At 36.2% G+C, this 26,878-nt stretch carries 23 protein-coding genes; 14 read left to right on the top strand and 9 right to left on the bottom strand.

From position 1 onward, the window contains the following. Positions 1-164 precede the first annotated feature (164 nt). The 7 genes from J7574_RS12575 to J7574_RS12545 all read left to right on the top strand — a co-directional run bounded on the left by J7574_RS12575 (position 165) and on the right by J7574_RS12545 (position 7,143). On the top strand, positions 165-1,472 hold the full coding sequence (locus tag J7574_RS12575; protein WP_290968677.1) for an epoxide hydrolase family protein: 1,308 nt from the start codon (positions 165-167) through the stop codon (positions 1,470-1,472). A 121-nt stretch (positions 1,473-1,593) separates the two neighbouring features. Next, entirely contained in the window at positions 1,594-2,007 is a 414-nt protein-coding gene (locus tag J7574_RS12570; protein ID WP_290968675.1) for a cupin domain-containing protein, read from the top strand. A 678-nt stretch (positions 2,008-2,685) separates the two neighbouring features. After that, complete coding sequence (locus tag J7574_RS12565) at positions 2,686-3,705, top strand: alpha/beta hydrolase (protein ID WP_290968673.1); 1,020 nt, start codon at positions 2,686-2,688, stop codon at positions 3,703-3,705. A 98-nt stretch (positions 3,706-3,803) separates the two neighbouring features. After that, positions 3,804-4,214, top strand: a complete 411-nt coding sequence (locus J7574_RS12560; protein ID WP_290968671.1) for an organic hydroperoxide resistance protein — start codon at positions 3,804-3,806, stop codon at positions 4,212-4,214. A 100-nt stretch (positions 4,215-4,314) separates the two neighbouring features. Then, a complete protein-coding gene (locus tag J7574_RS12555; RefSeq protein WP_290968669.1) occupies positions 4,315-5,043 on the top strand; it encodes a thioredoxin family protein in 729 nt (242 codons plus the stop codon). Between the two features lie 335 nt (positions 5,044-5,378). Next, positions 5,379-6,395, top strand: a complete 1,017-nt coding sequence (locus J7574_RS12550; RefSeq protein WP_290968667.1) for a sensor histidine kinase — start codon at positions 5,379-5,381, stop codon at positions 6,393-6,395. Beyond that, positions 6,376-7,143, top strand: a complete 768-nt coding sequence (locus J7574_RS12545; protein ID WP_290968665.1) for a LytTR family DNA-binding domain-containing protein — start codon at positions 6,376-6,378, stop codon at positions 7,141-7,143. Before J7574_RS12550 ends, J7574_RS12545 begins: the two co-directional genes overlap by 20 nt. 207 nt (positions 7,144-7,350) lie before the next feature. Here the strand turns inward: J7574_RS12545 and J7574_RS12540 are convergent, their stop codons facing one another. The 7 genes from J7574_RS12540 to J7574_RS12510 form a co-directional block, all read right to left on the bottom strand. Then, positions 7,351-7,746: a DoxX family protein gene (locus J7574_RS12540; RefSeq protein ID WP_290968663.1), complete on the bottom strand. Its 396-nt coding sequence runs from the start codon at positions 7,744-7,746 to the stop codon at positions 7,351-7,353. A gap of 425 nt (positions 7,747-8,171) precedes the next feature. Further along, positions 8,172-9,251, bottom strand: coding sequence for a nitronate monooxygenase family protein (locus J7574_RS12535; protein ID WP_290968661.1), 1,080 nt, complete (start codon positions 9,249-9,251; stop codon positions 8,172-8,174). A 6-nt stretch (positions 9,252-9,257) separates the two neighbouring features. Beyond that, positions 9,258-9,632 (bottom strand): nuclear transport factor 2 family protein, encoded by a 375-nt coding sequence (locus tag J7574_RS12530; RefSeq protein ID WP_290968659.1) that lies wholly within the window; start codon positions 9,630-9,632, stop codon positions 9,258-9,260. A 20-nt stretch (positions 9,633-9,652) separates the two neighbouring features. Next, positions 9,653-10,390, bottom strand: coding sequence for an SDR family oxidoreductase (locus J7574_RS12525; protein ID WP_290968657.1), 738 nt, complete (start codon positions 10,388-10,390; stop codon positions 9,653-9,655). Positions 10,391-10,406: 16 nt separating this feature from the next. Next, complete coding sequence (locus tag J7574_RS12520; RefSeq protein WP_290968655.1) at positions 10,407-10,625, bottom strand: 4-oxalocrotonate tautomerase family protein; 219 nt, start codon at positions 10,623-10,625, stop codon at positions 10,407-10,409. A gap of 12 nt (positions 10,626-10,637) precedes the next feature. Next, a complete protein-coding gene (locus J7574_RS12515; RefSeq protein ID WP_290968654.1) occupies positions 10,638-11,171 on the bottom strand; it encodes a YceI family protein in 534 nt (177 codons plus the stop codon). An 85-nt stretch (positions 11,172-11,256) separates the two neighbouring features. Next, positions 11,257-11,841 (bottom strand): Crp/Fnr family transcriptional regulator, encoded by a 585-nt coding sequence (locus J7574_RS12510; protein ID WP_290968652.1) that lies wholly within the window; start codon positions 11,839-11,841, stop codon positions 11,257-11,259. Positions 11,842-12,055: 214 nt separating this feature from the next. Between J7574_RS12510 and J7574_RS12505 the strand changes: the two genes are divergently transcribed. From J7574_RS12505 to J7574_RS12475, 7 genes are all read left to right on the top strand, one after another. After that, positions 12,056-12,889, top strand: coding sequence for a universal stress protein (locus tag J7574_RS12505; RefSeq protein WP_290968650.1), 834 nt, complete (start codon positions 12,056-12,058; stop codon positions 12,887-12,889). Between the two features lie 583 nt (positions 12,890-13,472). Beyond that, positions 13,473-14,519 carry a beta-ketoacyl-ACP synthase III gene (locus J7574_RS12500; RefSeq protein WP_290968648.1) on the top strand — a complete coding sequence of 349 codons (1,047 nt, stop codon included), beginning with the start codon at positions 13,473-13,475 and terminating at the stop codon, positions 14,517-14,519. Positions 14,520-14,558: 39 nt separating this feature from the next. After that, a complete protein-coding gene (locus tag J7574_RS12495; protein WP_290968645.1) occupies positions 14,559-15,653 on the top strand; it encodes a sensor histidine kinase in 1,095 nt (364 codons plus the stop codon). 5 nt (positions 15,654-15,658) lie between these two features. Next, positions 15,659-16,414, top strand: a complete 756-nt coding sequence (locus J7574_RS12490) for a LytTR family DNA-binding domain-containing protein (protein WP_290968643.1) — start codon at positions 15,659-15,661, stop codon at positions 16,412-16,414. 579 nt (positions 16,415-16,993) lie between these two features. Beyond that, complete coding sequence (locus tag J7574_RS12485; RefSeq protein ID WP_290968640.1) at positions 16,994-18,124, top strand: efflux RND transporter periplasmic adaptor subunit; 1,131 nt, start codon at positions 16,994-16,996, stop codon at positions 18,122-18,124. A gap of 27 nt (positions 18,125-18,151) precedes the next feature. Continuing rightward, complete coding sequence (locus J7574_RS12480; protein WP_290968637.1) at positions 18,152-21,307, top strand: efflux RND transporter permease subunit; 3,156 nt, start codon at positions 18,152-18,154, stop codon at positions 21,305-21,307. Positions 21,308-21,309: 2 nt separating this feature from the next. Next, on the top strand, positions 21,310-22,719 hold the full coding sequence (locus J7574_RS12475) for an efflux transporter outer membrane subunit (protein WP_290968634.1): 1,410 nt from the start codon (positions 21,310-21,312) through the stop codon (positions 22,717-22,719). Between the two features lie 363 nt (positions 22,720-23,082). Here J7574_RS12475 and J7574_RS12470 read toward each other — a convergent pair whose 3' ends face one another. Both J7574_RS12470 and J7574_RS12465 read right to left on the bottom strand, forming a co-directional pair. Continuing rightward, on the bottom strand, positions 23,083-25,491 hold the full coding sequence (locus J7574_RS12470; protein WP_290968631.1) for a sensor histidine kinase: 2,409 nt from the start codon (positions 25,489-25,491) through the stop codon (positions 23,083-23,085). A gap of 294 nt (positions 25,492-25,785) precedes the next feature. Then, complete coding sequence (locus J7574_RS12465) at positions 25,786-26,787, bottom strand: type I glyceraldehyde-3-phosphate dehydrogenase (RefSeq protein WP_290968628.1); 1,002 nt, start codon at positions 26,785-26,787, stop codon at positions 25,786-25,788. Positions 26,788-26,878 lie beyond the last annotated feature (91 nt).

Here is a 26,878-nt window from a genome sequence, read left to right as displayed (position 1 = left end):
TTTCACATCTCACATTTCACATCCCAGAAATCCACAACTCACAGCCTGTCCATTTCACCCTGAAGTTTGTCCGTTTCAACTATTTTCTCATTTCCTAAGAAGGGTTATCGAAATACTTTTGACAAAGAAATTAACGATTAACACTAATTTAAAAATCAGAAAAAATGAAAACAGTTCAGAGAAACAGACCTTCTTTTATACAAACAATTGCAGCGGGAACTTTCATGTTATTGGCATCAGCTTCTTTCGCACAAAATAAAGACAAACAAACTAAAAATGATGCAAGTTTAATTCGTCCTTATCATATCAGCGTTTCGCAGGAAGCAATTACAGATCTTCGCAATCGCATCAATGCGACAAGATGGCCAGATCAGGAAACAGTAAGCGATCAGTCGCAAGGAGTAAAACTGAATCAGATTCAAGGTCTGGTAAAATATTGGGGAACAGATTATGATTGGCATAAAGCCGAAGATAAACTAAACGCTCTGCCTCAGTTTGTAACCAACATCGACGGACTCGATATTCAGTTTGTCCATGTAAAATCAAAACATAAAAATGCAATGCCTCTGATTATTACGCACGGCTGGCCAGGTTCGGTTTTTGAACTTTTAAAAGTAGTTGGACCGCTAACAGATCCGACTTCGTATGGAGGAAAAGCAGAAGATGCTTTCGATTTGGTAATTCCGTCAATGCCAGGTTACGGTTTTTCTGAAAAGCCAAAAGGAACAGGTTGGGGACCAGAGAAAATAGGAAGTGCTTGGGATGTTTTAATGAAACGTTTAGGCTATAAATACTATGTTTCGCAAGGTGGCGATTGGGGTTCTGTAATTGCAGATGCCATGGCGCGCCAAGCTCCAGAAGGTTTATTAGGAATTCATGTGAATATGCCGGCGACTGTTCCTGCTGATGTTGCAAAAGCTTTAAAAGACGGCGATCCAGCTCCTGCAGGATTATCGGTTAAAGAAAAAGCAGCTTTTAATTCGCTAAACAAATTACATACAAAAGGCGGCGGTTATGCCGGAATGATGGTAACGCGTCCGCAGACTTTAGGTTACGGATTGACAGATTCTCCTGTTGGATTGGCTTCCTTTTTCTTGGATAAATTCAACGAATGGACATACAGCGGAGGAAATGCCGAAAAATCACTTACAAAAGACGAAATGCTAGACGATATCTCTTTGTATTGGCTAACGAATACAGCCAATTCTTCAGCTCAATTGTATTGGGAAAACAACAATAACAACTTTAATGCTTTCGAACAGAAAACAGCTGATATTAAAATTCCAGTAGCGATTACGGTATTTCCCGGAGAGATTTATCAGGCGCCAAAAAGCTGGGCTGAAAAAGCATACAAAAACTTGTCTTACTATAACGAAGTAAACAAAGGCGGACATTTCGCTTCATGGGAAGAGCCACAAATTTTCACTATCGAACTTCGCGATGCTTTCAGAAGTTTAAGAGGGAAACATTGATAAGAAGATAGAAAAAAGAACATAGAATATAGAAAAAAGAAAAAAGTTGTTTCACGCTCGCGATAACTATTGGAGCGTGAAATAAATGAAAGATATACCAAACTAAAAAAGAGAAAAAATCATGGAAACGAAAAAACAAAAAACTTGGGTTGTAATTGCAATTGTTATTTTAGGAATCATTGCCTTTTTAGTTCCGAATCAGCTTGCGGCGCAAACAGGAGTAAAACGTACCGATTTACAAAAACACGATCTCAGCACTCCAGGAAAAGAAATGGTTCAAGCTCGAATTGATTTTAAAGCGCATTCATCATTTGGAAAACACTTTCACCCAGGAGAAGAAGTGATTTATGTAGTAGAAGGAACGTTAGAATATCAAATTGAAGGCGAAAAACCGGTGACGCTAAAAGCGGGAGAAGTACTTTTTATTCCAGCAGGCGTAGTGCATTCCGCTAAAAATAATACCAATGCCAATGCAGCAGAACTGGCGACTTATATTGTAGAAAAAGGAAAGCCAATCTTAACGTTGAAAAAATAGTTTCAGGTTTCAGGTTGCATGTTGAAATGCGTGTGGAATTTAACCGCAAAGTGCGCAAGGTTTTTTATCTATAGGGCTTTGTAAAAACGCAAAGGGCGCAAAGCTAAGCGAAATAAAACTTTGCGTCTTAGCGACTTTGCGAGATTAATCTTGAATGGCGTGTGGGTTTAGCCGCAAAGAGCGCAAGGTTTTTTATCTATAGGACTTTGTAAAAACGCAAAGGGCGCAAAGCTAGGCGAAATAAAACTTTGCGTCTTAGCGACTTTGCGAGATTAATCTTGAATGGCGTGTGGGTTTAGCCGCAAAGAGCGCAAGGTTTTTTATCTATAGGACTTTGTAAAAACGCAAAGGGCGCAAAGCTAGGCGAAATAAAACTTTGCGTCTTAGCGACTTTGCGAGATTAATCTTGAATGGCGTGTGAGGTTTAACCGCAAAGTGCGCAAAGGATTACGCTAAGTCCGCTAAGTTTTTTTTATCACACAGCTTTGCGCTCTTTGCGTTTTTACTAAGTCTTGAAAGCAAAAAATCTTAGCGTGCTTTGCGGTTAAAAAAAAAGCTTGTCCACTTCAACCCCAACTTTGTCCACTTCACCTTTTTTTATCTTTTAAAACAACCATTGTCAAGATACCTTTGACGAAGAAATTAACTGATAATCAAATACTAAAAAAATAAATAATTATGAAAACGATCTTAAAAATTACAAATAGCATTGCAACTAAAATAGTTTTAATCGCAATCCTTTTTATGAATGCATCTTTAACTCAAGCACAAACTTCAACACAAAAAACAATCGAAGTAAACAGTTCATTAGGAACTTTAAAACAAATCAATGCAGGTTTATTAAACGTGGGTTATACCGAAGCAGGACCTTCAAACGGAATACCCGTAATCTTGCTTCACGGCTGGCCTTATGACATTCACAGTTACAACGAAGTGGTTCCGCTTTTAGTAGCAAAAGGATATCATGTTTTTACACCATATCTAAGAGGATTCGGAACAACAACTTTTCTTTCTAAAGACACTTTTAGAAACGGTCAGCAAGCGGCTATAGCAAGTGATATTATTGCTTTTATGGATGCGTTAAAAATCGACAAAGCCGTAATTGGCGGTTTCGATTGGGGAGCGAGAACAGCAGTTGTAGTTTCAGCACTTTGGCCAGAACGTGTAAAAGGTTTGGTTTCGGTAAGCGGTTACTTGGTAGTGAATTTAGAAGCAAATTTAAAACCGCTTCCTCCAACAGCTGAATTAGGATGGTGGTACCAATATTATTTTGCAACCGAAAGAGGAAAACAAGGTTACGCTCAAAACACCTACGATTTCAATAAATTAATCTGGAAAATCGCTTCTCCGTTATGGAATTTCGACAAAGCAACTTACGATCAAACCGCTCAATCTTTCAATAATCCAGATCACGTAGCAATTGTAATTCACAATTACAGATGGAGACAATCTCTAGAAGCAGGAGAATCTAAATATGATGCTTTAGAAAAACGTCTTTCAACAAAACCAGAAATTAAAGTCCCAACCATTACCATAGGAAGTGATTTTGACGGCGCTTTCGCGGATGGAAAAGCATACGCAAACAAATTCACAGGAAAATACGAACACAGAATCTTAAAAGGAATTGGACACAACGTTCCGCAAGAAGATCCAAAAGCATTTGCACAAGCGATAATTGATGTAGCGAACTTGAAATAAATTCCAATTTTTAAAATTCCAAATTCCAATATCAATATCAAAAATCAATAACAACAAACATTTTACTTTTTACAAATAACATTTTACACAGAAAAATCATGGAAACAAAAGTTTTATACACAGGAAAAACACACACAACAGGCGGTAGAGAAGGAGCCTCTCAAAGTTCAGACGAACAATTGAATATCAAATTAAGCGTGCCGGGATCTTCGCGTCCGGGAACAAATCCAGAGCAACTGTTTGCTGCGGGTTGGTCGGCTTGTTTTATTGGAGCTTTAGGAATTGCGGCTTCAAAACAAGGAGTTAGACTTCCAGCAGAAACTGCGGTAGACGCTGAGGTTGATTTATGTGTAACAGAAGGAGAATATTCGCTTCAAGCGAGATTAAATATCAGTCTTCCAGGTTTAGATACTGAAACCGCAGAAGCTTTGGCCGCTCAAGCGCATCAGACTTGTCCATACTCTAAAGCGACCAGAGGAAATATAAACGTTGAGATTAATATCCTTTAATTTTTTGTTGATGGTTGTTGGTTGGTAGTTTTTGGTTTTTTTCCAAAGAAGAGAATCGATCAACCAACAACAATCAACAATCAACAAAAAAAATAATGTTATGAAAAAAATACTAATGGGCTTAATAATGTTGTTTCTCTTTAGTGCAAGCAGCATTTTTAGTCAAAACTCAGATAAAAAAGGTTTTGCACTTTTAGAATTGTATACTTCAGAAGGCTGTTCGAGTTGTCCGCCAGCAGATGAATTGCTTGGAAAAATTCAGAATGAATATCAAGATAAGAATGTCTACGTACTGGCTTATCATGTCGATTACTGGGACAAACAAGGCTGGAAAGATATTTTTAGCAATGCCAGTTACACCCAAAGACAATACGACTACGCGCAATTTTTGGGAAAAGAACCAATTTATACGCCTCAAGTAATCATTAACGGAAAAGCAGATTATATCGGTTCTCAGGAAACCAGTTTGCGAAACGGAATCAAATCAGCACTTTCTAAACCCGCTGCGGTTGATTTGTCCTTAGAAACCAAACAGCAAAATGATAAATTAACGCTGAATTATAGTATTAATGGTACTTTCAAAAACATTCATTTGCTTATTGCAGTAGTTCAAAAATCAGCTAAAAGCAATGTAAAGCGAGGAGAGAATGCGCATCGCGTTTTATCGCATTACCAGATTGTACAGCGTTTGCAAACCATCGATCTGAAAGCTGCAAAAGGAAACTCGACAATTACTTTGCCTAAGAATTTTAATAGCCAAGACTTTGAAGTAATTGGATTTGTACAAGATATGAAATCTGGTGCTATTCTTGGGGTGAAACGTGCTTAGGTTTTTTGTTTCACGTAGATTATTTTAACACATAGAAACATAGATTGCTTTGCGGACAAAGGCGTTTCACTTTGCATAAATACACATAGCTATTGCTTTACGCTTTGTCAAAGTTTCAAACTTTGACAAAGCTTTTACGCAGTCTGACAATGTGTTAAAAACTAGTTTTTTTCTTTTATCTCATTTAAGAATAAAATAAAAAATCTATGTTTCTATGTGTTTAAAAAAAATAAAAAATCTCCTCAATCTGCAAAATCTGCGAGAGCAAAATCTAATTTAATTTTTTAAAAATAAACCTATCTTTGACAGAGTAAGATCAAAAACAAACCTTAATTATGGAAAAAGTTAAACGCTTTCAGGTTTCTCAAAAAGTCATTTGGGGAAGTTCTATCGCACTGGCGGTTATGGCTTCGATACCCAAATTATTTGATGCCGATTCTACGCCTGGTGATCTTATTATCAATTCTTCGATTACACTTTTGTTTTCCCTTTTTATATGGTATTACAATATCTATAGTTTGCCAAAATTTTCATCGCACCAAAACAACAAAAGTCTGTTTAACTGGAAACTTTTGTTGAGTGTCGTAATGGGAATTCTGCTGATGGTGATTCTCGTAATCGCACATCAGGAACTTTTTCAGGTGTCAAAAATGGACGCGCCAATTATGTTCGAACTCCGTGGCGTTTTGATTAACCTTATTGTCTATATGTTCTTGCATTTGCTTTTTCAAAACTATCAAACCCAGCAAATAGGAGTAGAGCTAGAACGCACAAAAGCAGTAAATCTAGGCGCTCAATACGAATTGCTGAAACAGCAGGTTAATCCGCATTTTCTTTTTAATAGCTTGAACACCTTGAAATCGATGGTTGATATTCAAGATCCGCAGAGTTCTGATTTTATATTGAAATTATCTGATTTTTATCGTTTTACATTAGAAAGTCGAAAAATGGATTTGATTCCGCTAAGCGAAGAGCTTCAGATTCTAGATTCGTATGTTTATCTACTGAAAGCCCGTTTTGAAGACGGATTTGTTTTAGAAAACGAAATTGATCCAAAACAATACGATTCTGCAATTCCGCCTTTTACTTTGCAACTGCTCATCGAAAACTGCATCAAACACAATGTTGTTTCTTTAGATAAACCTTTGATTATTAAACTTTATACCGAAAATGAGTTTTTAGTAATTGAAAATAAAATTCAGCTCAAAAGAGGCGCAGTGTCTACAGGTGTTGGTTTGGATAATATCAACCAGCGTTTTATGCACTTGATTCACAAAGAAATTGAAATTGATAAAGACGAAACCACTTTTAAAGTAAAAATACCATTGAATTATGACTATCATAATAATTGAAGATGAAGTAAAAACGGCCAAAGCACTTGGTCAGCTTATTCTGAGCATCAGACCCGATGTTCAGATTTTGTCTTATATACAAAGTATTGACGGAGCGGTTGATTATCTTATGGAAAACGATCAGCCCGATCTTATTTTTATGGATATTCAGCTGGCAGACGGCCAATGTTTTGAGATTTTTAAAAACGTTGAGGTTCTGTCGCCTGTAATTTTTTGTACTGCTTTTGACGATTATGCGATCGACGCTTTCAAGTCAAACGGAATCGATTATGTTCTAAAGCCTTTTTCTAGAGACAGCATTTCGCAAGCTTTAAAGAAAGCAGGAGAGTTGAAAAACTTCTTTCAAAGAAATAAAAAAGCAATGCCCGATTTTGATTATTTGCTTACGCGAAATGGCGAAAACAAGGGGAAAAGCAGTTTTTTGGTTTTCAAAAACAATAAATATCAAACGGTTTTAACGGAAAATATTGCGTTTTTCTTCATCAAAAACGAAACGCCAACGATTATGACTTTAGATAAAAATGAATATCCGTTAACGCAGTCTTTAGACGAAATTCATAAGCTTTTATCGCCAATTCAGTTCTTTAGAGTCAACCGACAATATTTGGTCAATTTTGCTGCGATAAGAGAAGCAGAGCATTATTTTTCGCGTAAGATAATCGTAAAATTAAGCGTTCCGACAGAAGAAAAAATATTGGTCGGAAAAGAAAAAGCAACAGCATTTTTAAGCTGGTTAGAAAACCGATAAAACCAATTAATCCATCGTTTTTGAGATAAATTAATTGGCATGATTTTACAATCCTGGAAACATAAAACAGCTTATAAAAAACAAAGCTGAAAGTATAAAACAGAGAATGAGAATGATCTTTTTCATTTTGATTTGTATTAAAATAAAAAATAATAAAATGCCTAATATTCAAGTATTAGGCATTTTCATTTTGATGTAGTTTTGTTATTAGTTGATTTCTGATGGAGTGTAAGTTGCCATATATAATTTTCTATACATTGCATAAGTTACGCTTACCATTACAAAGGCGATTATAGCATCTGTTGCTGCGCCAAAACCTAAAACGGCTATTTTTGAAAAGAAAGCAAAGATAATGTCGAAAAAGATACCTGCGAAAACCCATTCTTTCAATCTCAGTAATTTGTTCGGAATTAAAAGTGTAATAACACCGGCTACTTTAAAAACACCAAGGATATAAATAAAATGCGCTGGATAACCTAATTGCTGTGTGATTCCCCAAACCAATGGATTGTTTGTTAATTCGAAGAAACCGCTTGCGCCAAACCATAAAGAAGTTAATACTGCGCCTGTCCAATAGATAATTTTTGTTGTTTTTGAGTTCATGATTTTGATATTTATAGTTATTTAACGGTACAAATGTGCGTCGAATGCCTTAAAAACGAAATCGGAAATAGGTTGAAGCGGACAAACTTCAGGATGAAATGGACAGTCTTTGAGTTGTGAAATGTGAAATGTGAAATGCTGGATGGGTTTAACCGCAAAGCACGCTAGGATTTTTCGCAAAGCACGCTAAGTTTTTTTAATCTCGCAAAGTCGCGAAGTTGCGAAGAATTTAAAAACTCTGCGACTTCGCGACTTTGCGAGCAATTGGCATCGTTCTAATCCACAAAGCTTTGCGAACTTAAAACACAATCTAGAGAAAAAAAACTTAGCGTACTTTGCGGTTAAACACACAAGCATTTCAACATGAAACGTGAAACATGAAACGTGAAACATGAAACTTGAAACATGAAACAATTTAATTAAACTTAGCGTGCTTTGCGGTAAAATGCAGCTGTTTCAGTAATTAGAGACTGCATCAATTCGTTGGCTTTATGATGTTTTAAATTGCTTGTGTTTTGTCCCGACCAAAAACTAATCATATCTGTTCTTCCTTGAGCGAGTGCGGCGACTTTCAAAGGTGCGATTAATTTGGTTTGAAGTGGAAAAGGGAGCACTTCGGTTTCAAAAGGAACAGCATCAGAGATTTTATTGCTGATCATTCGGCCCATTCTTCCTGTAAGCGATTTTGAAACCGTAGTTGGCACATTCGGATTCTTAAATAACATTTCTTTATGAATAGGAGCAGCGCCAGATTCATCCGTAACCATAAAAGCAGTTCCTAGTTGTACGGCATCAGCGCCTAAAGTTAAAGCAGCAGCAATTCCTTTTGCATCTATGATTCCACCTGCGGCAATAATTGGTGTTTTGGTTTTTGCTTTTAGTTGTTGTACAAGGCTGAATAATCCTGTAAAAGATTCCTGTGCTGGTTTTAAAAAGGATGGTCTGTGTCCGCCTGCTTCAAATCCTGCTGCGATAATGGCATCAACTTCAGCATCTTCTAAGGCTAATGCTTCTTCTAAAGTGGTTGCTGCGCCAATGGTTTTTATTCCCAATTTTCGACTTTCTTGAAGGATTTCTTTTGAAGGGATTCCGAAAATGAAACTAAAAACAGCTGGTTTGAGTTCGAATAAAACTTCTACTTGTTTTTCAAATTTAGACGGAATATCAGAAGATAAATCGGGAAGCGGAATTCCTAATTCATCAAAATAAGGTTTAAATTGCTGTTTTATCTTTTCCAGTTTTTCTGCAGGATAATTTAAAAGACTTTTATCTACATCATTAACCCATAAATTGATATTGTAAGGTTTAGAAGTAGCGAGTTTAATTTCTTTTCCCGCTTCTCGAATTTCTTCTGGAGTAAGCGTATAAGCACCGTAACTGCCCAATCCGCCCGCGTTGCTTACAGAAGCCAATAGAGCGGCAGTTGAAAAACCACCGCCCATCGGACCTTGTAAAATTGGATACTCAATACCTAGTAATTGTGTTATTTTGGTTGAATTCCACATTGTATTTTAATTTACTTTAGTTGCTAATTTATTGCTGATAACCCATTTGCCGTCAACGACAATAAGGCTTAAAAAGTCATAATAATTGAACTCGAATATCGGAACTTGCACTTTCGCGACAGCGGTATTATTGATAATTTCTAAAGATAAGATTTTCATTTTGAATTCTTCTTCCAATTCCTGCGGACTTTTACGGTTTTTAACGCCTTCCAGATATTGATTTACGGTTTTGAAATGCGTTTCTCCATTCAAATCAAAACCAATAATTGCTTGCGGATGAAATACACTTTGCAATAAAGTAACATCGCCGTTATAAATTCCGTTAAAATAATTCATAAGCACAGCTGTAATCAAGGCTGCGTTTGTGCCAAAATTTTCCATGATTTAAAGTTTTGAAGTTATCAAATGCTGTGACCCGCAACGTGACCGCCATCTAAATTAATAATTTCGCCTGTCACAAAATTGCTTTCGGCCAAATAAAGCGCCAGTTGTGCAACATCGTTTGTTTCTCCAATTCGTTTCAAAAGATGCAAACCAGCCAGACTATCTGCATTATCTACACCCGTTTTTGCCTGCAGCGGACTTCTAATGATACCAGGAGCAATAGCATTTACTCGAATATTGTTTTTTCCGAACTCAGCTGCAAGCTGTTTCGTAAAAGCATGAATACCGCCCTTGCTTGAAATTGGTGCAGTAGCAGGAAAGCCGTCAATAGCATGGTCAACCAAAACAGTTCCGATATTAATGATTGAACCTTCACCTTGTTGGAGCATCTGTTTTACTGCAGCTTGGCTTGTAAAATAAGTCCCTTTTAAATTGATGTTTAAAAAGCGATCCAAATCTTTTTCTTCAACATCTAAGAAAGATTGTGGCTGAAATATTCCGGCATTGTTTATCAATACATCAACACTTCCAAAACGTTCTAAGGCTGTTTGAACTAATTGTTTTCCTGTTGCAATTTGACTTACATCACCTTGTACCATCGCCAATTGGCTATGATGCCCAAGTTCTTTAAAAGTAGTTTCAAGATTCTGCAAATTGGCAGAGTTGATGACCACGTTATAGCCTTTTTCTAAAAATAATTGAGCTATTGATTTACCGATGCCTGTCGAAGCGCCGGTTACTATAATTGTTTTCATTTTTTCTGGTTTTAAATTATTTCTTTTGAGCTGTAATCCCTCTTTCGCGCAATACAGAAACTTGTTCGCCAGCAAATCCCCAATCGTCCAGTTCTATTTCCTGAATGACAATATGCGTAAGGCTCGGATCTTTGTCTAAAACATCTGTTATTAGTTGCGTAATGCCAGCTATCAGCTGCTGTTTTTGTTCTCTTGTAACGCCTTCACGAGTTACTTCAATTTTTACGTATGGCATGATTTCTAGGTATTAAGCAAGTTTAGCTGTTAGGTTTACATCCAATTCAAAATCATTGTAAATCAAAGTATCGCCAAGATTGGTGAAGAAATTTCCAGAACGGAATTTCATATCGTATTTGGTTCTGTCGATGATGATTTTGCCTGAAGCTTTCAAGTCGTTTTCGTTTCTTTTTACTTCCAAATTAAATCCAATAGGATGCGTGATGGCTTTAATCGTAAGATTGCCTTCAATAAAATAAGCTGATTCAGCTTGTTTAGAAACAGCTGTGATGTCTAAAGAAGCGCTTTTGAATTTGTCGATAGAAAAGAAATCGTCAGAAGCTAGATGTCCAGCAAATTGCTGATTGGTTGCGGAATCGGTAACGTCAAGAATTACGATAGAAGTAGTGTCAATAACGACATTTCCGCCAGTAAGTTCGTCATTAGAAAAAGTAAAATTACCTTCCTCGATATTAATTGTTCCATTGTGTTGTCCAGTAACTTTTTTTCCAATCCAGTTTACTTGACTCTCAGTATTCGAAATTTTAAAATTTTTAGTTTCCATTATTCTGTATTTTAAATTGTTATTAATTTATAGTACAAAGTAATGGTGACATTCAAAATTGATTACGTGATGTAGATCACATTCGTCAATGGGGTTTAGAAGCGTTATATAATCGGCTTAAAGTTTCTCTGGAAACACCCAGATAAGCGGCGATTAAATGTTTTGGAACAGTATTGTATAGAGCAGGATACAATGAAAGCAATTCTTCATATCTTGTTTTGGTGTCATTATTCATAAAAGAAAGCAATCTTTTTTGAGAAGCCACATAACCGCGATTGGTTCTCCATCTGAAAAAATGCTCAACTTCGTGTATTTCACTGCAGATTTTCTCCCGATCCTCATTGGAAAGACAAAGAATTTCAACATCCGAAATACAATCAACATTTATAGTAGCTTTGGTTTTGTTGTAAAGTGCGGCATAATCAGACGCCCACCAAGTTGGCATGGCAAACTGCAGAATGTACATTTTTACTTCATCATTAACATAAAAGGATTTCAAACAGCCTGAAACAACAAAATACTCTTGCTCAACGTCTTGACCTTCGCTAATAATAGTTTGTCCTTTCTTAAAAGATGCTGCTTTAAAATGAGAAAAGAAATAATCAAATTGCTCATCGGTTAAGGCAACAATTTTTGAAACATGTTCTTTTAATAGATATTTGGCATCCATTGCTAAAGTTTTAATCCCAGTAAAAGTAATAAATATTAAAACGGTCAGAGCCGATTATTTTCTGCCGTTTTTAAAGTAAGAAACAAAAAAGTAAAGCCAGTTTTTTCAGGAATGATATTTTACGTTTGAGTCACCAAAAATGATTATTCGGTTACATAAAAAAAGCTTCAAGCCTTAATTTGAGCAATTTTGCACAAAAGCTTAATTGTATTTTATGAATTCACCTCTTACTATAATCGCCGCGACAAATTTTTCTGCCATCGCCACCAATGCTGTTAATTATGCAGCCGGACTTGCAAAAGCTACGGGCGCAAAATTGGTTTTATTTAATTCATTTTCGTTGAGTGTGCACAGTGCCAACTCGCATATTACTGCAGATGCCATGCAAAAGCAGATTGAAAAAGCAATTTTTAGGTTAGAAAGCCTCGCCAAAGAACTTGCCGAGTCGTTTAAAATTGAAACTTCGGCAATTTGCACCTATTCTTTTTTGGAAGATGAACTGCCGAAAATTATTGCTGAAACAAACGCAGATGTTGTGGTAATGGGAATGGCAGAACGCACTTTTGAACAGGAATTACTAGGAAATTCGACCACAACAGCGATCAAAAACCTTCATATTCCCGTTTTAGCTGTTCCAGAAAAGGCACGTTTCTTAAACATTAAAAAGGTGCTTTATGCTTGTGATAGCTTAAGTTTTTCGGCTATTAAGAAATTTAGCTGGATCAAAAATGCTTTAGGAGATTTTGGAGCAGAGATCGAATTTTTCAGTGTAGACGAAAAATTGGATGATTTGAAAGAAGAACAACACAGAATCTTAATGAATTCCAATATCGAAAAAGAATTTGAAGATGTAAAATATCTATATAAAACGGTAAGATCAAATGCCGTAATTAATGAAATCAGAAAAGAAATTAAGAATTATGAAGCCGATTTACTGATTATGGTGCCACAAAAATATGGTTTTTGGGATTCTTTGGTTCACAGAAGCAAAACTAGGATTCTAGCAGCAGGACTTGATATCCCATTATTGTCGTTTCCGAATTATTAAAGATTGATTTGATTTAAAAATAATGATATAAAAATTAGAGGTTTTTTTTGAAGAAATTTTAGCAAAATAAATTTTAACAGATTTTTTTTGATTTTAGGGATTCTATAATTTTTAGAGTTTGTTGTCCGATATCACAATTATATTTTAACATTTCAGACAGTTTTGTTAATTATTCTTAATATTCTGCTTGATTCAGATTTTTTTAAATTAATTTTGCTGCACTCCAAAAACTTAATGCAGATAGTTTTTTTATCCGTACGGCAAAAGCTATAATTGGAAATATCTACAAATTGAAATAGCATTGTATGATTTTAAAAATAAGATAAATTAAAGATTATATACAAAGGAAAACCGAGAGATACTTCGTGTAGATTTTTAATTTATTTTAATTGGATTTTATATAGTGTTTTTAGCTTGTTCAGGTTTTTTAAAACAGTATTTCTTAAAAAAGTCAATGTCAGCAGATTTAATCGGCTTTTAAGGAATACAATTGTTGTTTCCTGCATCGTTTCTAAATGAGAAAAGAAGAGAAAAGTGTAAGCATTGGGTTCTAAGAGTACAAAGCTTAAAAAAATAAAAACAAATGAGCGCAGTTATTACAGCAATAGGTGGTTTCGTGCCATCATCAATTTTGACCAATAAAAAGATTTCAGAAACAGTTGATACATCAGAAGAATGGATCATTAAAAGAACTGGAATTAGAGAACGTAGAATCGCAGACGACGACACAGCAACATCTGATCTGGCTGCCGCAGCGATTGAAAATCTTATCGAAAATTATAATGTAGATCGCAATGAGATTGAAGCTTTGCTTGTGGCAACAGCAACTCCAGATCACATTTTAGCACCAACAGCAAGTATTGTCTGCGATAAAAGCGGACTTACAAATGCTTTTGGAATTGACATGAATGCAGCTTGCAGCGGATTTTTATATGCACTTGAAATGGGGGCAAATATGATCGAAAGCGGACGCTACAAAAAATTAATCATCGTAGGAGCTGACAAAATGAGCTCTATCGTAGATTATGAAGACCGCAATACCTGTATTCTTTTCGGAGATGGAGCAGGAGCAGTTTTATTAGAAAAAACTGAATCTGATGCAGGTTTAATGAAAACAATTTTAAAAACAGACGGAAGCGGTGTTTCTTCTCTTGCTGTACCAGCCGGAGGATCTAGAAATCCAACTTCTATGCAGAGTCTTTTGCACAGAACACATTATTTAAAACAAGACGGAGCCTTTGTTTTTAAAAGAGCCGTTGCAGCAATGAGTCAAGTTTCGCAAGATGCTTTGGCAAAAAATGATTTAGAGGCAGATAAAATTGATTGGGTTGTACCACATCAAGCCAATTTAAGAATTATTACTGCTGTCAGCGAAAGTCTAAATATTGATTTTGAAAAAGTTAAAGTAAATATCGATCGTTACGGAAATACAACTTCTGCTACAGTCCCGTTGTGTTTATGGGATTTCAAAGACGATTTTAAAGAAGGACAAAATGTATTGATCACTACTTTTGGTGCAGGATTTTCTTGGGGTGCAACATGCTTGAAATGGGGTGTTATGCGCGAGAAAAATCCAGCTGCAACTATAAGAGCAAACAAAAAAGAAGAAGCTGTTCTTGTAGAACACTAATAAGGTAGGATTTTTCAATTTTTAGAGTTGAGGGAATAAATGGGTAGAAAGAACCAAAATAAAAAATCAGGCAAGAATTTTTTCTATAAATACTACAGGGTTATAGTAATTCCAGCCGTTTTTTTGGTCTATCTTTCTTCGTATTATTTTCTAAATCCATACCGAAATTTTGAAGAGGAAGGTTTGCTCGATTTAGACCAAACCTTCGATATCTTCATTATTCTGCTCTATTGCGCCATACTTACAGAACTGACTTTGTTTGTTGGGCGAAAATTAAATTACTACATAAGCTGGGAACAAAATCCAGTTTTTAGAGCAATAGCACAATTTATTTGTCTTATTGCCGGAAATATACTTTTAAACTATTTTTTCTCTTGTCTTTGGGATTATTTGTATCCCTGTACAGCATTAGAAGAAAATGATCTCGTTACCATTTGGCAGTCAAAAATTATGGCTGCGATTATTTCGCTTTTCATTAGTGCCATTCATACCGGAATATTTTTGTTGAACAGATGGCGTTTAAACGCTATAGAAACAGCTGAATTAAAGGTTAAAGCCTCAGAGCTTCAAGAAGCAGTAACACGTTCGAAATTAGAATCTTTAAAGATGCAGTTAGATCCGCATTTTGTTTTCAATAATTTCAGCACGCTGACAGAACTTATTTATGAAGATCAAAAAGAAGCGGCTTCTTTCTTAGAAAATATAACGAGAGTATATCGTTATATGATTTCCAATTCCAATAAAGATACCATTACGGTAAAAGAGGAAATAGAATTCCTGAATGCTTATTTTTATTTGCTAAAGAAAAGATTAGGCGAAAAAATCGATTTGAAAGTTGAAGTCGATTCCGCTTCGCTGGCACTTCATTTACCGCCATTAACACTGCAATTATTGGTAGAGAATGCCGTAAAACACAATATGGCAACCTTAGCCAATCCGCTTACGATTACTGTTTTATCTGATTCTGGAGATATTATTGTTCGAAATAACTTGCAGCGAACTGCAGGAAAAAGCTTGGCTTCGACTGGAATTGGAAATAAAAATATTGAATTCCGCTATAAAATTTTATCTGAAAGAATGCCAACTTTTAGCGAATCAAATGGTTATTATGAAGTGCGTCTGCCATTAATTTAAGAGTTATGAAAATTTTAATTGTAGAAGATGAAAGTATTAATGCCAGTCGATTAAAAAGACTGTTGGAAGAGCTGGAACCCAATTGCGAAATTTTAGGCATTATTGACACAGTGGTAGATACTGTCGAATGGCTAAAATCGAATCCGTGTCCAGATTTGATTACAATGGACATCCGTCTAGCCGACGGACTTAGTTTTGCTATTTTTGACGAAATCAATATCACTTGTCCCGTAATTTTTACCACAGCCTATGACGAATATGCGATTCGGGCCTTTAAGGTAAACAGCATCGATTATTTGATGAAACCCATCGAAAAGACAGAGTTAGAATTTGCCTTGACGAAATTCAAATCTTTAAATAAAAACGAAACTAGCGTGACCAATATCGCTGGAATCTTAAAAGAACTGATTGACAAACCAGTTTTCAGAATGCGCTTTTTAGTAACCTATCGTGACGGCTATAAAAGCGTAGACGTTACCGATATCGACTTTATATATTCTGAATTTAAAACCAGTAATTTGTTTCTTAAATCTGGTGTTATTATCTCTATTCCGCAAACCATGGAAGAGCTGGAGCAAGAATTAGATCCGAATATCTTTTTCCGTGCCAATCGCCAGTTTTTCATCCGTGCCGAAAGTATCAAATCGATTGCGAATTACTTCAACGCAAAACTAAAAATCCAACTTAAACTCGATCCAGAACGAGAGGTGATTATCAGCAGAGAAAAAACGCCTTTTTTTAAACAGTGGATGGATCGATAAAGTTGCTAAGGTTCTTTTTTTTTGCCGCAAAGCCACTAAGACGCGAAGTTTTTTTTTCGCCACGAATTCACGAATTTTTTTTGCTACGAAGGCGCGAAGTTTTTCTGCCATGAATTTCACTAATTTTCGCTAATTTTTTCCTGTATTTATGATGTTTTACTCTCATTTTTGTCATTTCGACGAAGGAGAAATCTCCGCAAGTAGCTCCACAATCTATAGCCAATCTTTGTCGAGTTTCTCGCGAAGATTTCTCCTTCGTCGAAATGACAAACTTTGTGTTTTATAATTTATGCGGTAAAAATTCGAGAAATTATCTTCGCAATATTTCTCACAATAATTTTAATTAGAGAAAATTCGTGAATTGCTTCGCCTGTCACTATCGTTCGAGTCGTGGCGAAAAAACTTCAGACTTTCGTAGAGAAAAAAACTTCGCGCCCTAGCGCCTTAGCGGCATAGCCCTAACACTACGTTTCAGTATCAAAAAATGTCGTTTGGGTAAATTTCTCCAATAAAAAAGCCGTTTTACGCTGTTATTTTGCGCCCAAATTTGAGGTAATTCATTTAAAAATGAAAAGTAAAATGACAAAACAGTTTTCTAAAAATAATAAAGCAATAGGCAACATTGCAATTTTATTGATAATCCTTTCCCTTGCTTCATGCGGAAAAAGTGGAGAAGCACAAATGGCTCCTCCAAAGCCAGAAGTCGACTTTCTTCAGACTAATTCGGCAACAGGAGAAGTAGAAAAAAAATACCCAGGAACAGTTGAAGGTACTGTAAACGTTGATATAAAAGCGCAAGTTTCAGGTTATCTGGAAGCCATTTATGTAAAAGAAGGAGATTATGTAACCAAAGGACAATCTCTTTTTAAAATAAAAGGTGACGTTTATGCCGAGCAGGTAAACAACAGCCGTGCAGCTTATAAAAGCGCTTTGGCAAATCAGGCAAATGCGAAATTGGAAGTGGAGAAAATCAAACCTTTGGTAGAAGGAAAAGTTTTTTCAGACATGCAGCTAAAAACAGCGCAAGCCAATTACGAAGCCGCAACGGCACAAGTCGCACAAGCTAAGGCCGCTTTGGGATCGTCTCAGATTAATGCCAATTTCTCTTTGATTAAAGCTCCTGTAAGCGGCTATATTAGCCGTATTCCAAACCGAATTGGAAATTTGGTAACGCCAACAGACGCTGTTCCGTTGACGGTTTTATCTGAAATCAATAACGTCTTCGTTTATTTTTCATTGACAGAAGCCGATTATTTAGCTTTTTCTAAAGATGCCAAAAACAATCAGACCGTAAGTTTAATTATGGCAGATGACAGCGAGTACGATCAAAAAGGAAAACTGGAAGTGGCTAGTGGAAATATCGATCGCGCAACAGGAACAATTGCTTTGAAAGCCATTTTTCCGAATCCGAAAAAACAATTGCGTGCGGGAGGTTCTGCGAGAATTGTGTTAAACAAAAGTTTATCCTCTGTGATTACCGTTCCGATGGCTAGCGTAAAAGACATTCAAGACAAATTCTTTGTTTTTGTTTTAAAAGGAGGAAATAAAGTAGCCATGGTTCCAATTGAAATCGCTGGAAGTGCCGGAGTAGATTATTTCGTAAAATCGGGATTGAAACCAGGAGATAAAGTAGCGTTGAATAATATCGATGTGCTTTATGATGGACTGGAAGTCGTTCCAAAAATCGCTGCTAAAAACGCAAGCAAATAATTTTTCATTTAATAAAATAACATTTCCATGTTAAAGAAAATAATAGACAGGCCTGTATTGGCCACAGTTATCTCTATTGTACTAGTTATACTGGGGATTATAGGTCTTACCCGATTATCTGTAACGCGATTCCCAGATATCTCGCCGCCAACCGTTATGGTAAGCGGTTCCTATCCTGGAGGAAACAGTGAAACCGTAATTCGTTCGGTAGTAACGCCTTTAGAAGAACAGATTAACGGAGTAGAGAACATGCAGTACATCAAATCGACTGCAAGTAACGACGGATCTTTCTCTATCAGTGTCATTTTTAAGCAAGGAGTAGATCCCGATCAAGCAGCGGTAAACGTTCAGAATAGAGTACAGCAAGCCACTCCAAAACTGCCACAGGAAGTAATCCGAATGGGATTAACGACTTCGAAGCAGCAAAATAGTATGATTGTTATTTTCAACTTGTACACAGATGATAATAGCAAATACGATGAATTGTTCTTGCAGAATTATGCGAATATCAACTTAGTGCCTCAAATGAAACGTGTGCCGGGAGTAGGACAGGTTCAGATTTTTGGTGTAAAAGATTATTCGATGCGTGTTTGGTTAGATCCGCGAAAAATGGCCAATGCAGGTTTAGTGCCTTCCGATGTTACGCAGGCCATTGCAGAGCAAAGTTTAGAATCGGCTCCAGGAAAATTGGGAGAAGAATCGACTGCGGCTTTAGAATACGTAATTCGTTATAAAGGAAAAAAGAACAAACCAGAGCAATATGAAAATATTGTTGTTAAAAACGTTGGCAGCAATGTTTTAAGATTGAAAGATGTTGCGCGAGTGGAGTTTGGTTCTATTTCGTACAGCGGAGACAATAAATCGAATAGCAAGAATGCTGTTACAATGGCTATTTTGCAAACTTCGGGTTCAAACGCCAATGATATCGAAATCGGAATTAATAAAGAAGTAGAACGTTTGTCTAAATCTTTTCCTCCGGGTATCAAATACGTTAACGTAATGAGTACCAAAGAACGATTGGACGAAGCAACAGGTCAGGTAAAATCGACTTTGTTTGAAGCTTTTATTCTGGTATTTATTGTGGTGTTTATTTTCCTTCAGGACATTCGCTCGACGATTATTCCAGCGATTGCAGTGCCTGTAGCGATTGTAGGAACCTTTTTCTTCCTTCTGGTTTTCGGATTTACGATTAATATCTTAACGCTTTTTGCCTTGGTATTGGCCATCGGAATTGTGGTTGATGACGCGATTGTGGTTGTCGAAGCGGTACACAGTAAAATGGAAGAAGATCATGAAATTTCGGCTCAAGAAGCGACTCACGGCGCAATGGCAGAAATTACAGGAGCAGTAATTTCGATTACTTTGGTCATGTCGGCAGTGTTTATTCCAATCGGATTCATGACAGGATCTTCTGGGATTTTCTACAAACAATTTGCTTATACATTGGCAATTGCGATTATTATTTCGGCTGTAAATGCCTTGACACTTACGCCAGCTTTATGTGCGCTTTTGCTAAAGAATCACGGCGGTAAACATGGCGATCACGAACATAAAACCACTTTTAAAGACCGTTTTTTCGTTGGTTTTAATACAAGTTTCAACAATCTTACGGGAAGATATATTAAAGGCGTTCGTTTCTTAATTGGAAGAAAATGGATTGCTGCGGGATTAGTAGCAGGAATTACGGCACTTGCAGTGTACATGATGACGTCTACACCAAAAAGTTTTGTGCCTTTAGAAGATGACGGTTTCATGGTGTATAGTTTGTCTATGCCGCCAGGAACGGCTCTTGACAGAACTACTGCTGTAATTGAGAAATTGGAAAAAGAATTGGCTCCAGTAGAAGCGATCGATGTGAATACGAGTATTACAGGATTTAATATTTTGAGTAACAGTGCCAGTCCTGCCTATGGATTAGGGTTTATAAAACTAAAACCTAAGAAAGACAGAGGCGCAGTTAAAGATATTGAGGAAATCATGAATATCGTGAGCGGGAAACTGGCAAAAATTAAAGAAGGTCAAGTTATGGTTTTCAGAATGCCGCCTGTTGAAGGTTTTGGTGTAACAAGTGGAGCTGAAATTGTATTGCAAGACAGAATGGCGAGAAGTCCTGAAACCTTAAAAGCCATGTCTGACAAAGTAATTGGGCAGATTATGCAACAGCCAGGTGTTCAATATGCATACACCACTTTTAGAGCCGATTATCCGCAATTGGAATTGGAAGTTGACGAAGACAAAGCACGTCAAATGGGCGTGAATATCAAAGAGCTTTTAGGAAATATCCAAACCTATTTTGCAGGAGATCAATCAGCTGACTTTTCGAGATTTGGTAAGTTTTACCGTGTGAATGTAAAAGCCGATGGTATTTTTAGAATGGATGAAGATGCTTTTAATGAAATTTTCGTTAGAAATGCCGATATGCAAATGGTTCCTGTAAAATCTATCGTGAAGTTCCACAAAGTTTATGGTCCAGAATCGGTGAATCGTTACAACCTTTATAATTCGGTAAATATTACAGCGATGGCTTTGCCAGGATATAGTAACGGACAAATTATGGAAAATCTGGAACAAGTTTTAGACAAACTTCCATCTGATTACAGTTACGAATGGACAGGTTTAAGTTTGGAAGAAAAATCCGGAGGAAGCCAAACCGTTGCTATTTTCGGATTGTGTTTATTGTTTGTATTCTTCTTATTGGCAGCGCAATACGAAAGTTATTTATTGCCGCTTGCGGTATTGCTTTCTATTCCAACTGGAATTTTAGGAGCTTTCGCAGGAATTAAAGCAGTTGGATTAGACAATAATATCTACGTTCAGGTTGGATTGATCATGCTGGTCGGACTTCTGGCTAAAAATGCCATTTTGATTGTGGAATTTGCCTTACAGAGACGTCTTTCAGGATTAACGATTATCGATGCTGCAATTGAAGGATCGAGATCTAGGTTACGACCAATTATCATGACTTCGCTAGCTTTTATTGTGGGTATGATTCCGTTGATGTTTGCTTCTGGAGGAACCGCAGTAGGAAATAGATCGATCAGTGTGAGCGCGGCAGTCGGGATGTTTAGCGGTGTTATTCTGGGAATTTTTGTGATTCCGTTGCTTTTCATTGTATTTCAATATTTACAAGAAAAAGTATCAAGGAAAAAAATCGCAACTCAAGTTCAAACGATAAAAGAATAAGAATGAAAACATTATATAAAATCGGAATGGTTTTACTTACTGGAGCGATCATGACATCGTGCGTAGTAGGGAAAAAATATTCTCGTACAGATTTACAAGCTCCAGAAAAATACCGCGAAGAAGTTGCGGTTACTGGAGACACGGTTTTATTGCCGTGGAAAAACTATTACAAAGATCCTTTGCTGGTTGCTTTGATTGAAAAAGCTTTAGTCAAAAACAATGAAGTGATCATTGCCATGAAAAGTATGGAACAGCTCGACCTCAGTTATAAACAAGCCAAATTATCGTTATTACCCACACTAGATTTCGATGCTGGAGCGAGCCGTTCTTATCCTTCTAAAAATTCCCTAAACGGATCTTTGAGCCAGCAGTTTATTGGTAAAGATTATATGGATGATTACAGTGCCAATCTGCGTCTTTCTTGGGAAGTGGATATTTGGGGAAAAGCAGCTATGCAGAAAAGAGATGCCAAAGCAGCTTATTTTGCCCAAAAAGAGAATCTTTCGGCATTAAAAACACGAATTATTGTTCAGGTGGCGCAAGCGTATTACAATCTTTTAGGTTTAGACGAACAGCTGAAAATTGCCGAGAAAAACATCGAATTGAGTACCAATACTTTGAATATGATGCAATTGCAATACAAATCGGGTTCGATTAGCTCATTGGCAGTCAATCAAACCGAAGCTCAAAAGAAAACGGCTGAATTATTAGTGCCTTTAGCGAAAGCAAATATTGCCGTTCAAGAAAATGCTTTGCAGATTTTATGCGGAGAATATCCAGATAAAATTGAAAGAGCAGGAAATATTGATGCTGCGGAAGTTTCGGTACTTTTTGCAGGAGGAATTCCAGCTTCGCTTTTAAGCCGAAGACCAGACGTAAAAGCCAGTGAATATGCGGTTATGTCTGCCAATGCCAAAACAGGATTGGCAAAAGCCACGATGTATCCAACTTTAAGTTTGAATCCGTCTATTGGAGTGAATTCTTTTGAGTTTGAAAACTGGTTCGATTTTCCAGGTTCTATTACCAAAACGATCGCAGCCAATTTAGCGCAACCCATCTTTAGAAAAAAAGCGTTGAGAACTGCTTACGAAGTTGCCGTTTTAGAACAGGAAAAAGCCGTTGTACAATTCAAGCAGTCATTTATAACAGCAGTTGGCGAAGTAAACGATGCCATGTCGAGATTAAAATATGCCGACGAACGCATAATTTTAGCAAAAGACAAAGCAGCATCGTTAGACAAAGCAACTTCAGACGCTGGTTTGCTTTACAAAAGCGGAATGGCCAATTATCTTGAAGTTATCGCAGCTCAAAACAGTTCGCTTCAAAACGAATTGGATTTGGTAACCATAAAACTCGAAAAACTGAATGCAGCAATTAACCTGTACCGTGCTTTAGGAGGCGGAGTAGAGTAGTACTTAATTTTTCTTCATTCACCATTTCTGTAAGCAATTATAGAGATGGTGTTTTTTTTTTGATTTAGTGACAAAATTAATTACGTCAACCCTGATATTTTGGTTTGGATGCAAATCAAAATTCCGTAGGAATGACTTTATTGTAGCAACGGATTTCAATCCGTTGAATTAAGATTGTTATAATTTGCAGAGTTCCGTAGGAACGATTAATATTTATATGTGCCGAACCTACGGCTCTTTTATTCGGTGTCTTAATATTTAATCGGATTAAAATCCGACTCTATTATATTCTTCGAGCCGATGGCTCTTTTATTCGTATATTATTTTTTTACCGATGGCTCTTATATTAAATTGCATTCAATTTTACCTAAAATCCTTTTTAAATAGTAACTCAAAGCTAAGTCCGTTTTCATTCTGGATAGATAAATCTCCTTCAAGCGTATTGCTCAAGCCATTTATAAGCGTCATTCCGAACGAATCGCTATTTTGCAATTCTACGATATCTGATATGCCAATTCCGTTATCAGAAATAAACAATCTATAGCAGTTTTCTGAAGTTTCAGATAATGAAAGGCCAATAATGCAATTTTCAGTATCCTTAAAAGCGTATTTGATCGAGTTGGTAATGACTTCGTTAATAATTAATCCCAACGCAATGGCTTGCGAGATGTCTAGCTCTATGGCATCAATTTTTACTTCAAAATGAATGTATTCGGCATTAAAGGATTCTTTTAAATATTCCACCAATTCATTGCAATAATCTGGCATATTAATCATCGAAACATTGTCTTCCTGATACAATCTCTGATGGATTAAAGACATCGCATAAATTCTATTCTGGCTATTTTTTATGGTAGAAATTGCCAAATCATCTTTTAAATAAGAAGACTGAGAATTGAGCAGACTAATTACGGTTTGAAGATTGTTTTTTACACGATGGTGAATTTCCTTTAAAAGCCATTCTTTTTCTTCGACCAAACGCTCCAATTTTACATTTTTAAGCTTGATTTCTTTTTCTTTTAATTGCAGTCGGGCTGTATTGCGCTGTTTAATTTTAGCTCTGTTGTACAATAAAATAATGATAATCAGCAATAAAAATAAGCTGCTTACAGAAATTGTGTTTAAAAGTCTAGACGAATGCAATTCGTTCTTCTGAAGTCTCGTCTGCTGTTTTAAAGACTTTATGTTTTGCTCTTTGGCCGTTGTTTCAAATTTAAATTTTAAATTTTCATAATCCCTATTCTTGCTGATATCATCCATCGAATCCTGAATTCGCGTATAGTTCTTCATGTGATCGATTGCCGAAAGATAATTTCCGTTGATCGAATCAATTTTAAATAAAGAAAGTTCCAAAGTCTGATGATTAAAATCTTTATTGGTTTTCTTTGTAATAGCAATAACTCGATCTGTAATTTCTTTTGCTTTTTGCGGCTTATTAATTTTTATATAAAATAAAGCCATATGCGAAGAGCACTCCGCCACATCTTTCATTGCTTCTATGCTTTTTAATTTTCTAGCATAAAAATCGACCTTTTCATAATTGCTTTCGGCTTCTTTTACCTTTGCTAATCTTTCGTAACAGGTTGCTTTAAGCTGATTTAGAATCATATTATCCAAATCGTTTTTTGGTGGATATTTTTTGGAATTGTCTTCTAGATATTTTAAAGCTTCAATATATTTAGAAGAATCCATTAACGATCGTACAGCACCAAAAAAACTTTTGTACCAAGTTCCAGTATTTAACTCTTTTTGGTTGTATTCAATTCCTTTAAGATAGAATTTAATAGCATCTTCATAGTAGCCTTTAGTGCTATAAATGTTTCCTAGACGTATATAAAAGCTATCCGCAAAAGCATAATCTTTTGTTTTCTCCATTGAGCTAACGCTTTCTAAGGCATAGTAAAGCGCATTTTTATAATTATTCTCGAATAATTCGATATGCGCAATTGTCGTTTCGGTATATTGTGTATATAGAAAACCAATTTTTTTCTGTAAACTTAAACTCGTTAAGAGTTCTTGTTTGGCCAATTTCGTATTGCCAGTCCAGAAATGCACTGGAATTATTTTCATATAAGTTTCAATTTCCTTCTCTTTGTTGCCTAATTTTTTATAAATAGCCAAAGCTTCGGCAAGAATTACGGCTTTTTCTTTATTGCTGTCAGGCATAAAAGTGCCTTGATTGTCAATAGCTTCTGCCAGTATTTTTTCGTTTTTTGTTTTTCTTGCTGCATTTACCAGCTGTGTAAAAATAGTGCTGCTCAAATGCGGTTTGCCCGCTTGGTAATAGTATTTAGCAAGAAGAAATTTGGATTGAAAAGACCACTTTTGAATTTTGGATTTCTCTGCCAATTTTTGGGCTTTATGGATGTACAGAAGAGCATTTTCTAAATCATTTTTTTTAGCGCCAGCTTTAAAAAGATAAAAACTCCCAATTTGCAGTGAAAGCTTAATCTGATCTACTGTCCTTAACCTTGGCAATAGCAATTCTGCTCCACGAACATAATCATTAGTAATTAAATTATTCCCTGGAAAGTTAGATCCGTCATTAAAACCTTCGTCGTTGGCAAGCGTATACGGCAATTTGTGTGCTTTGCAGGCCAAAATCATCGCGCTGTCAATATCGATAGATCCTTGGCTGACATTTCGAAGATAAATAGCCACGTTATGCAGCATCAATCTATCTTTCTGAAGCTTAAGTTTATTGGTTTCATTTTGGCTGAAGGAGGATGTGGTAAAGAAAGTTAGTAAAAGTAAGAAAATTACTTTTTTCATGTTTTGGAGTGTTTGAAAGGAGTAAAGCTAATAGATTTAAAAGTGTTTAGAAAACATTTTAGAGCATTATTTTCACCGATCGCGCGGATTTGCAATCCGTGCCCGCAACAGTGAGACACAATACAAATTATCAATGCAAACTCAACACTAAATATGTAGTTTTTGTATTTACAGAAAATAGACAATCTTTACGGGCACGGATTGCAAATCCGCGCTATTGGGTAATGAAAAAAGAGTCAACATAGTAAAGCTTCTAGTTAACTCTTTTTTATAATGAATTTTAAAAATTTTGAATTATATTTTTTCAGCAATATATTTCGCTACTTCGGCAAGTCGATTGGCGAAACCCCATTCATTGTCGTACCATGCCGCAACAGAAAGTAAATTTCCTTCTTTGGAAGTAAGCGGTAAATCGATAATAGAGGAATGAGGATCGCCGACAATTCGGGCCGACGTCCATTGCTCTTCCAATACATCCATTACGCCTTTTAACGGGCCTTCAGCTGCCGCTTTTCTAAAAGCATTATTTACTTCTTCTACCGTACAATCTTTGGTGGTCACCAAATTTAATTCGGCAATACTTCCAGTTCTGGTTGGAACTCTATACGCTTTTCCTGTAATTTTTAAATCGCTCCAGATAAACTGTAAAGCTCTTGCAGCACCAGAAGAAGACGGAATAATATTTTCGGCAGCCGCCCAAGAATCACGTCTGTCTTTCATAGGCTGATCTGTCAAAGATTGCGTATTGGTGTAGGAGTGAACGGTTGAAAAAAGACCGTATTCAATACCGAAATTTTCTTTGATTACTTTTACAACAGCAGCTAATCCATTTGTAGTACAGCTTCCCATGCTGATGATTTTATGGCTTCCAGCATCAAATTCATCCAAATTAATTCCTTTTAAAAGAACAGCATCACAATCAGCCAAAGATTTACTTGGTGCACTTACCAAAACATATTTTGCCCCTTTGTCAATGTGTTTTTGAGCAAAATCTCTTGTGGTCGCACGTCCCGTACAATCTACAACAATATCAATTCCTAATGCTTTCCAATCGGGAATGTCTAGCTTTGAATTTTGATACGGAATCGTTCTGCCTCCAATTAAAAAATTTTCATCTGTTGTTTTCACTTCTTCGTGCCATCTTCCATAATTGGTGTCAACACTAAAAAGTGCTCCAAGCAGGTTAATATCTTGAATGTCAGCGATGACCTCAGGAACAAAAAGATTGTCTTTTAAAGCGACGCGAAGAAATTGTCTTCCTATGCGGCCAAATCCGTATAATGCTATTTTTGCCATAATATAGTAATTTAAATGATTATTTATTTGCAATCTAATAGTGAAGAATGCAGTAACATATTTTATAAATTTAATATTAAAATATTGATTA

This window comes from Flavobacterium sp. (genome assembly GCF_017744675.1).
Taxonomy (GTDB): Bacteria; Bacteroidota; Bacteroidia; order Flavobacteriales; family Flavobacteriaceae; genus Flavobacterium.
This window is presented reverse-complemented; position numbering and strand designations above follow the sequence as displayed.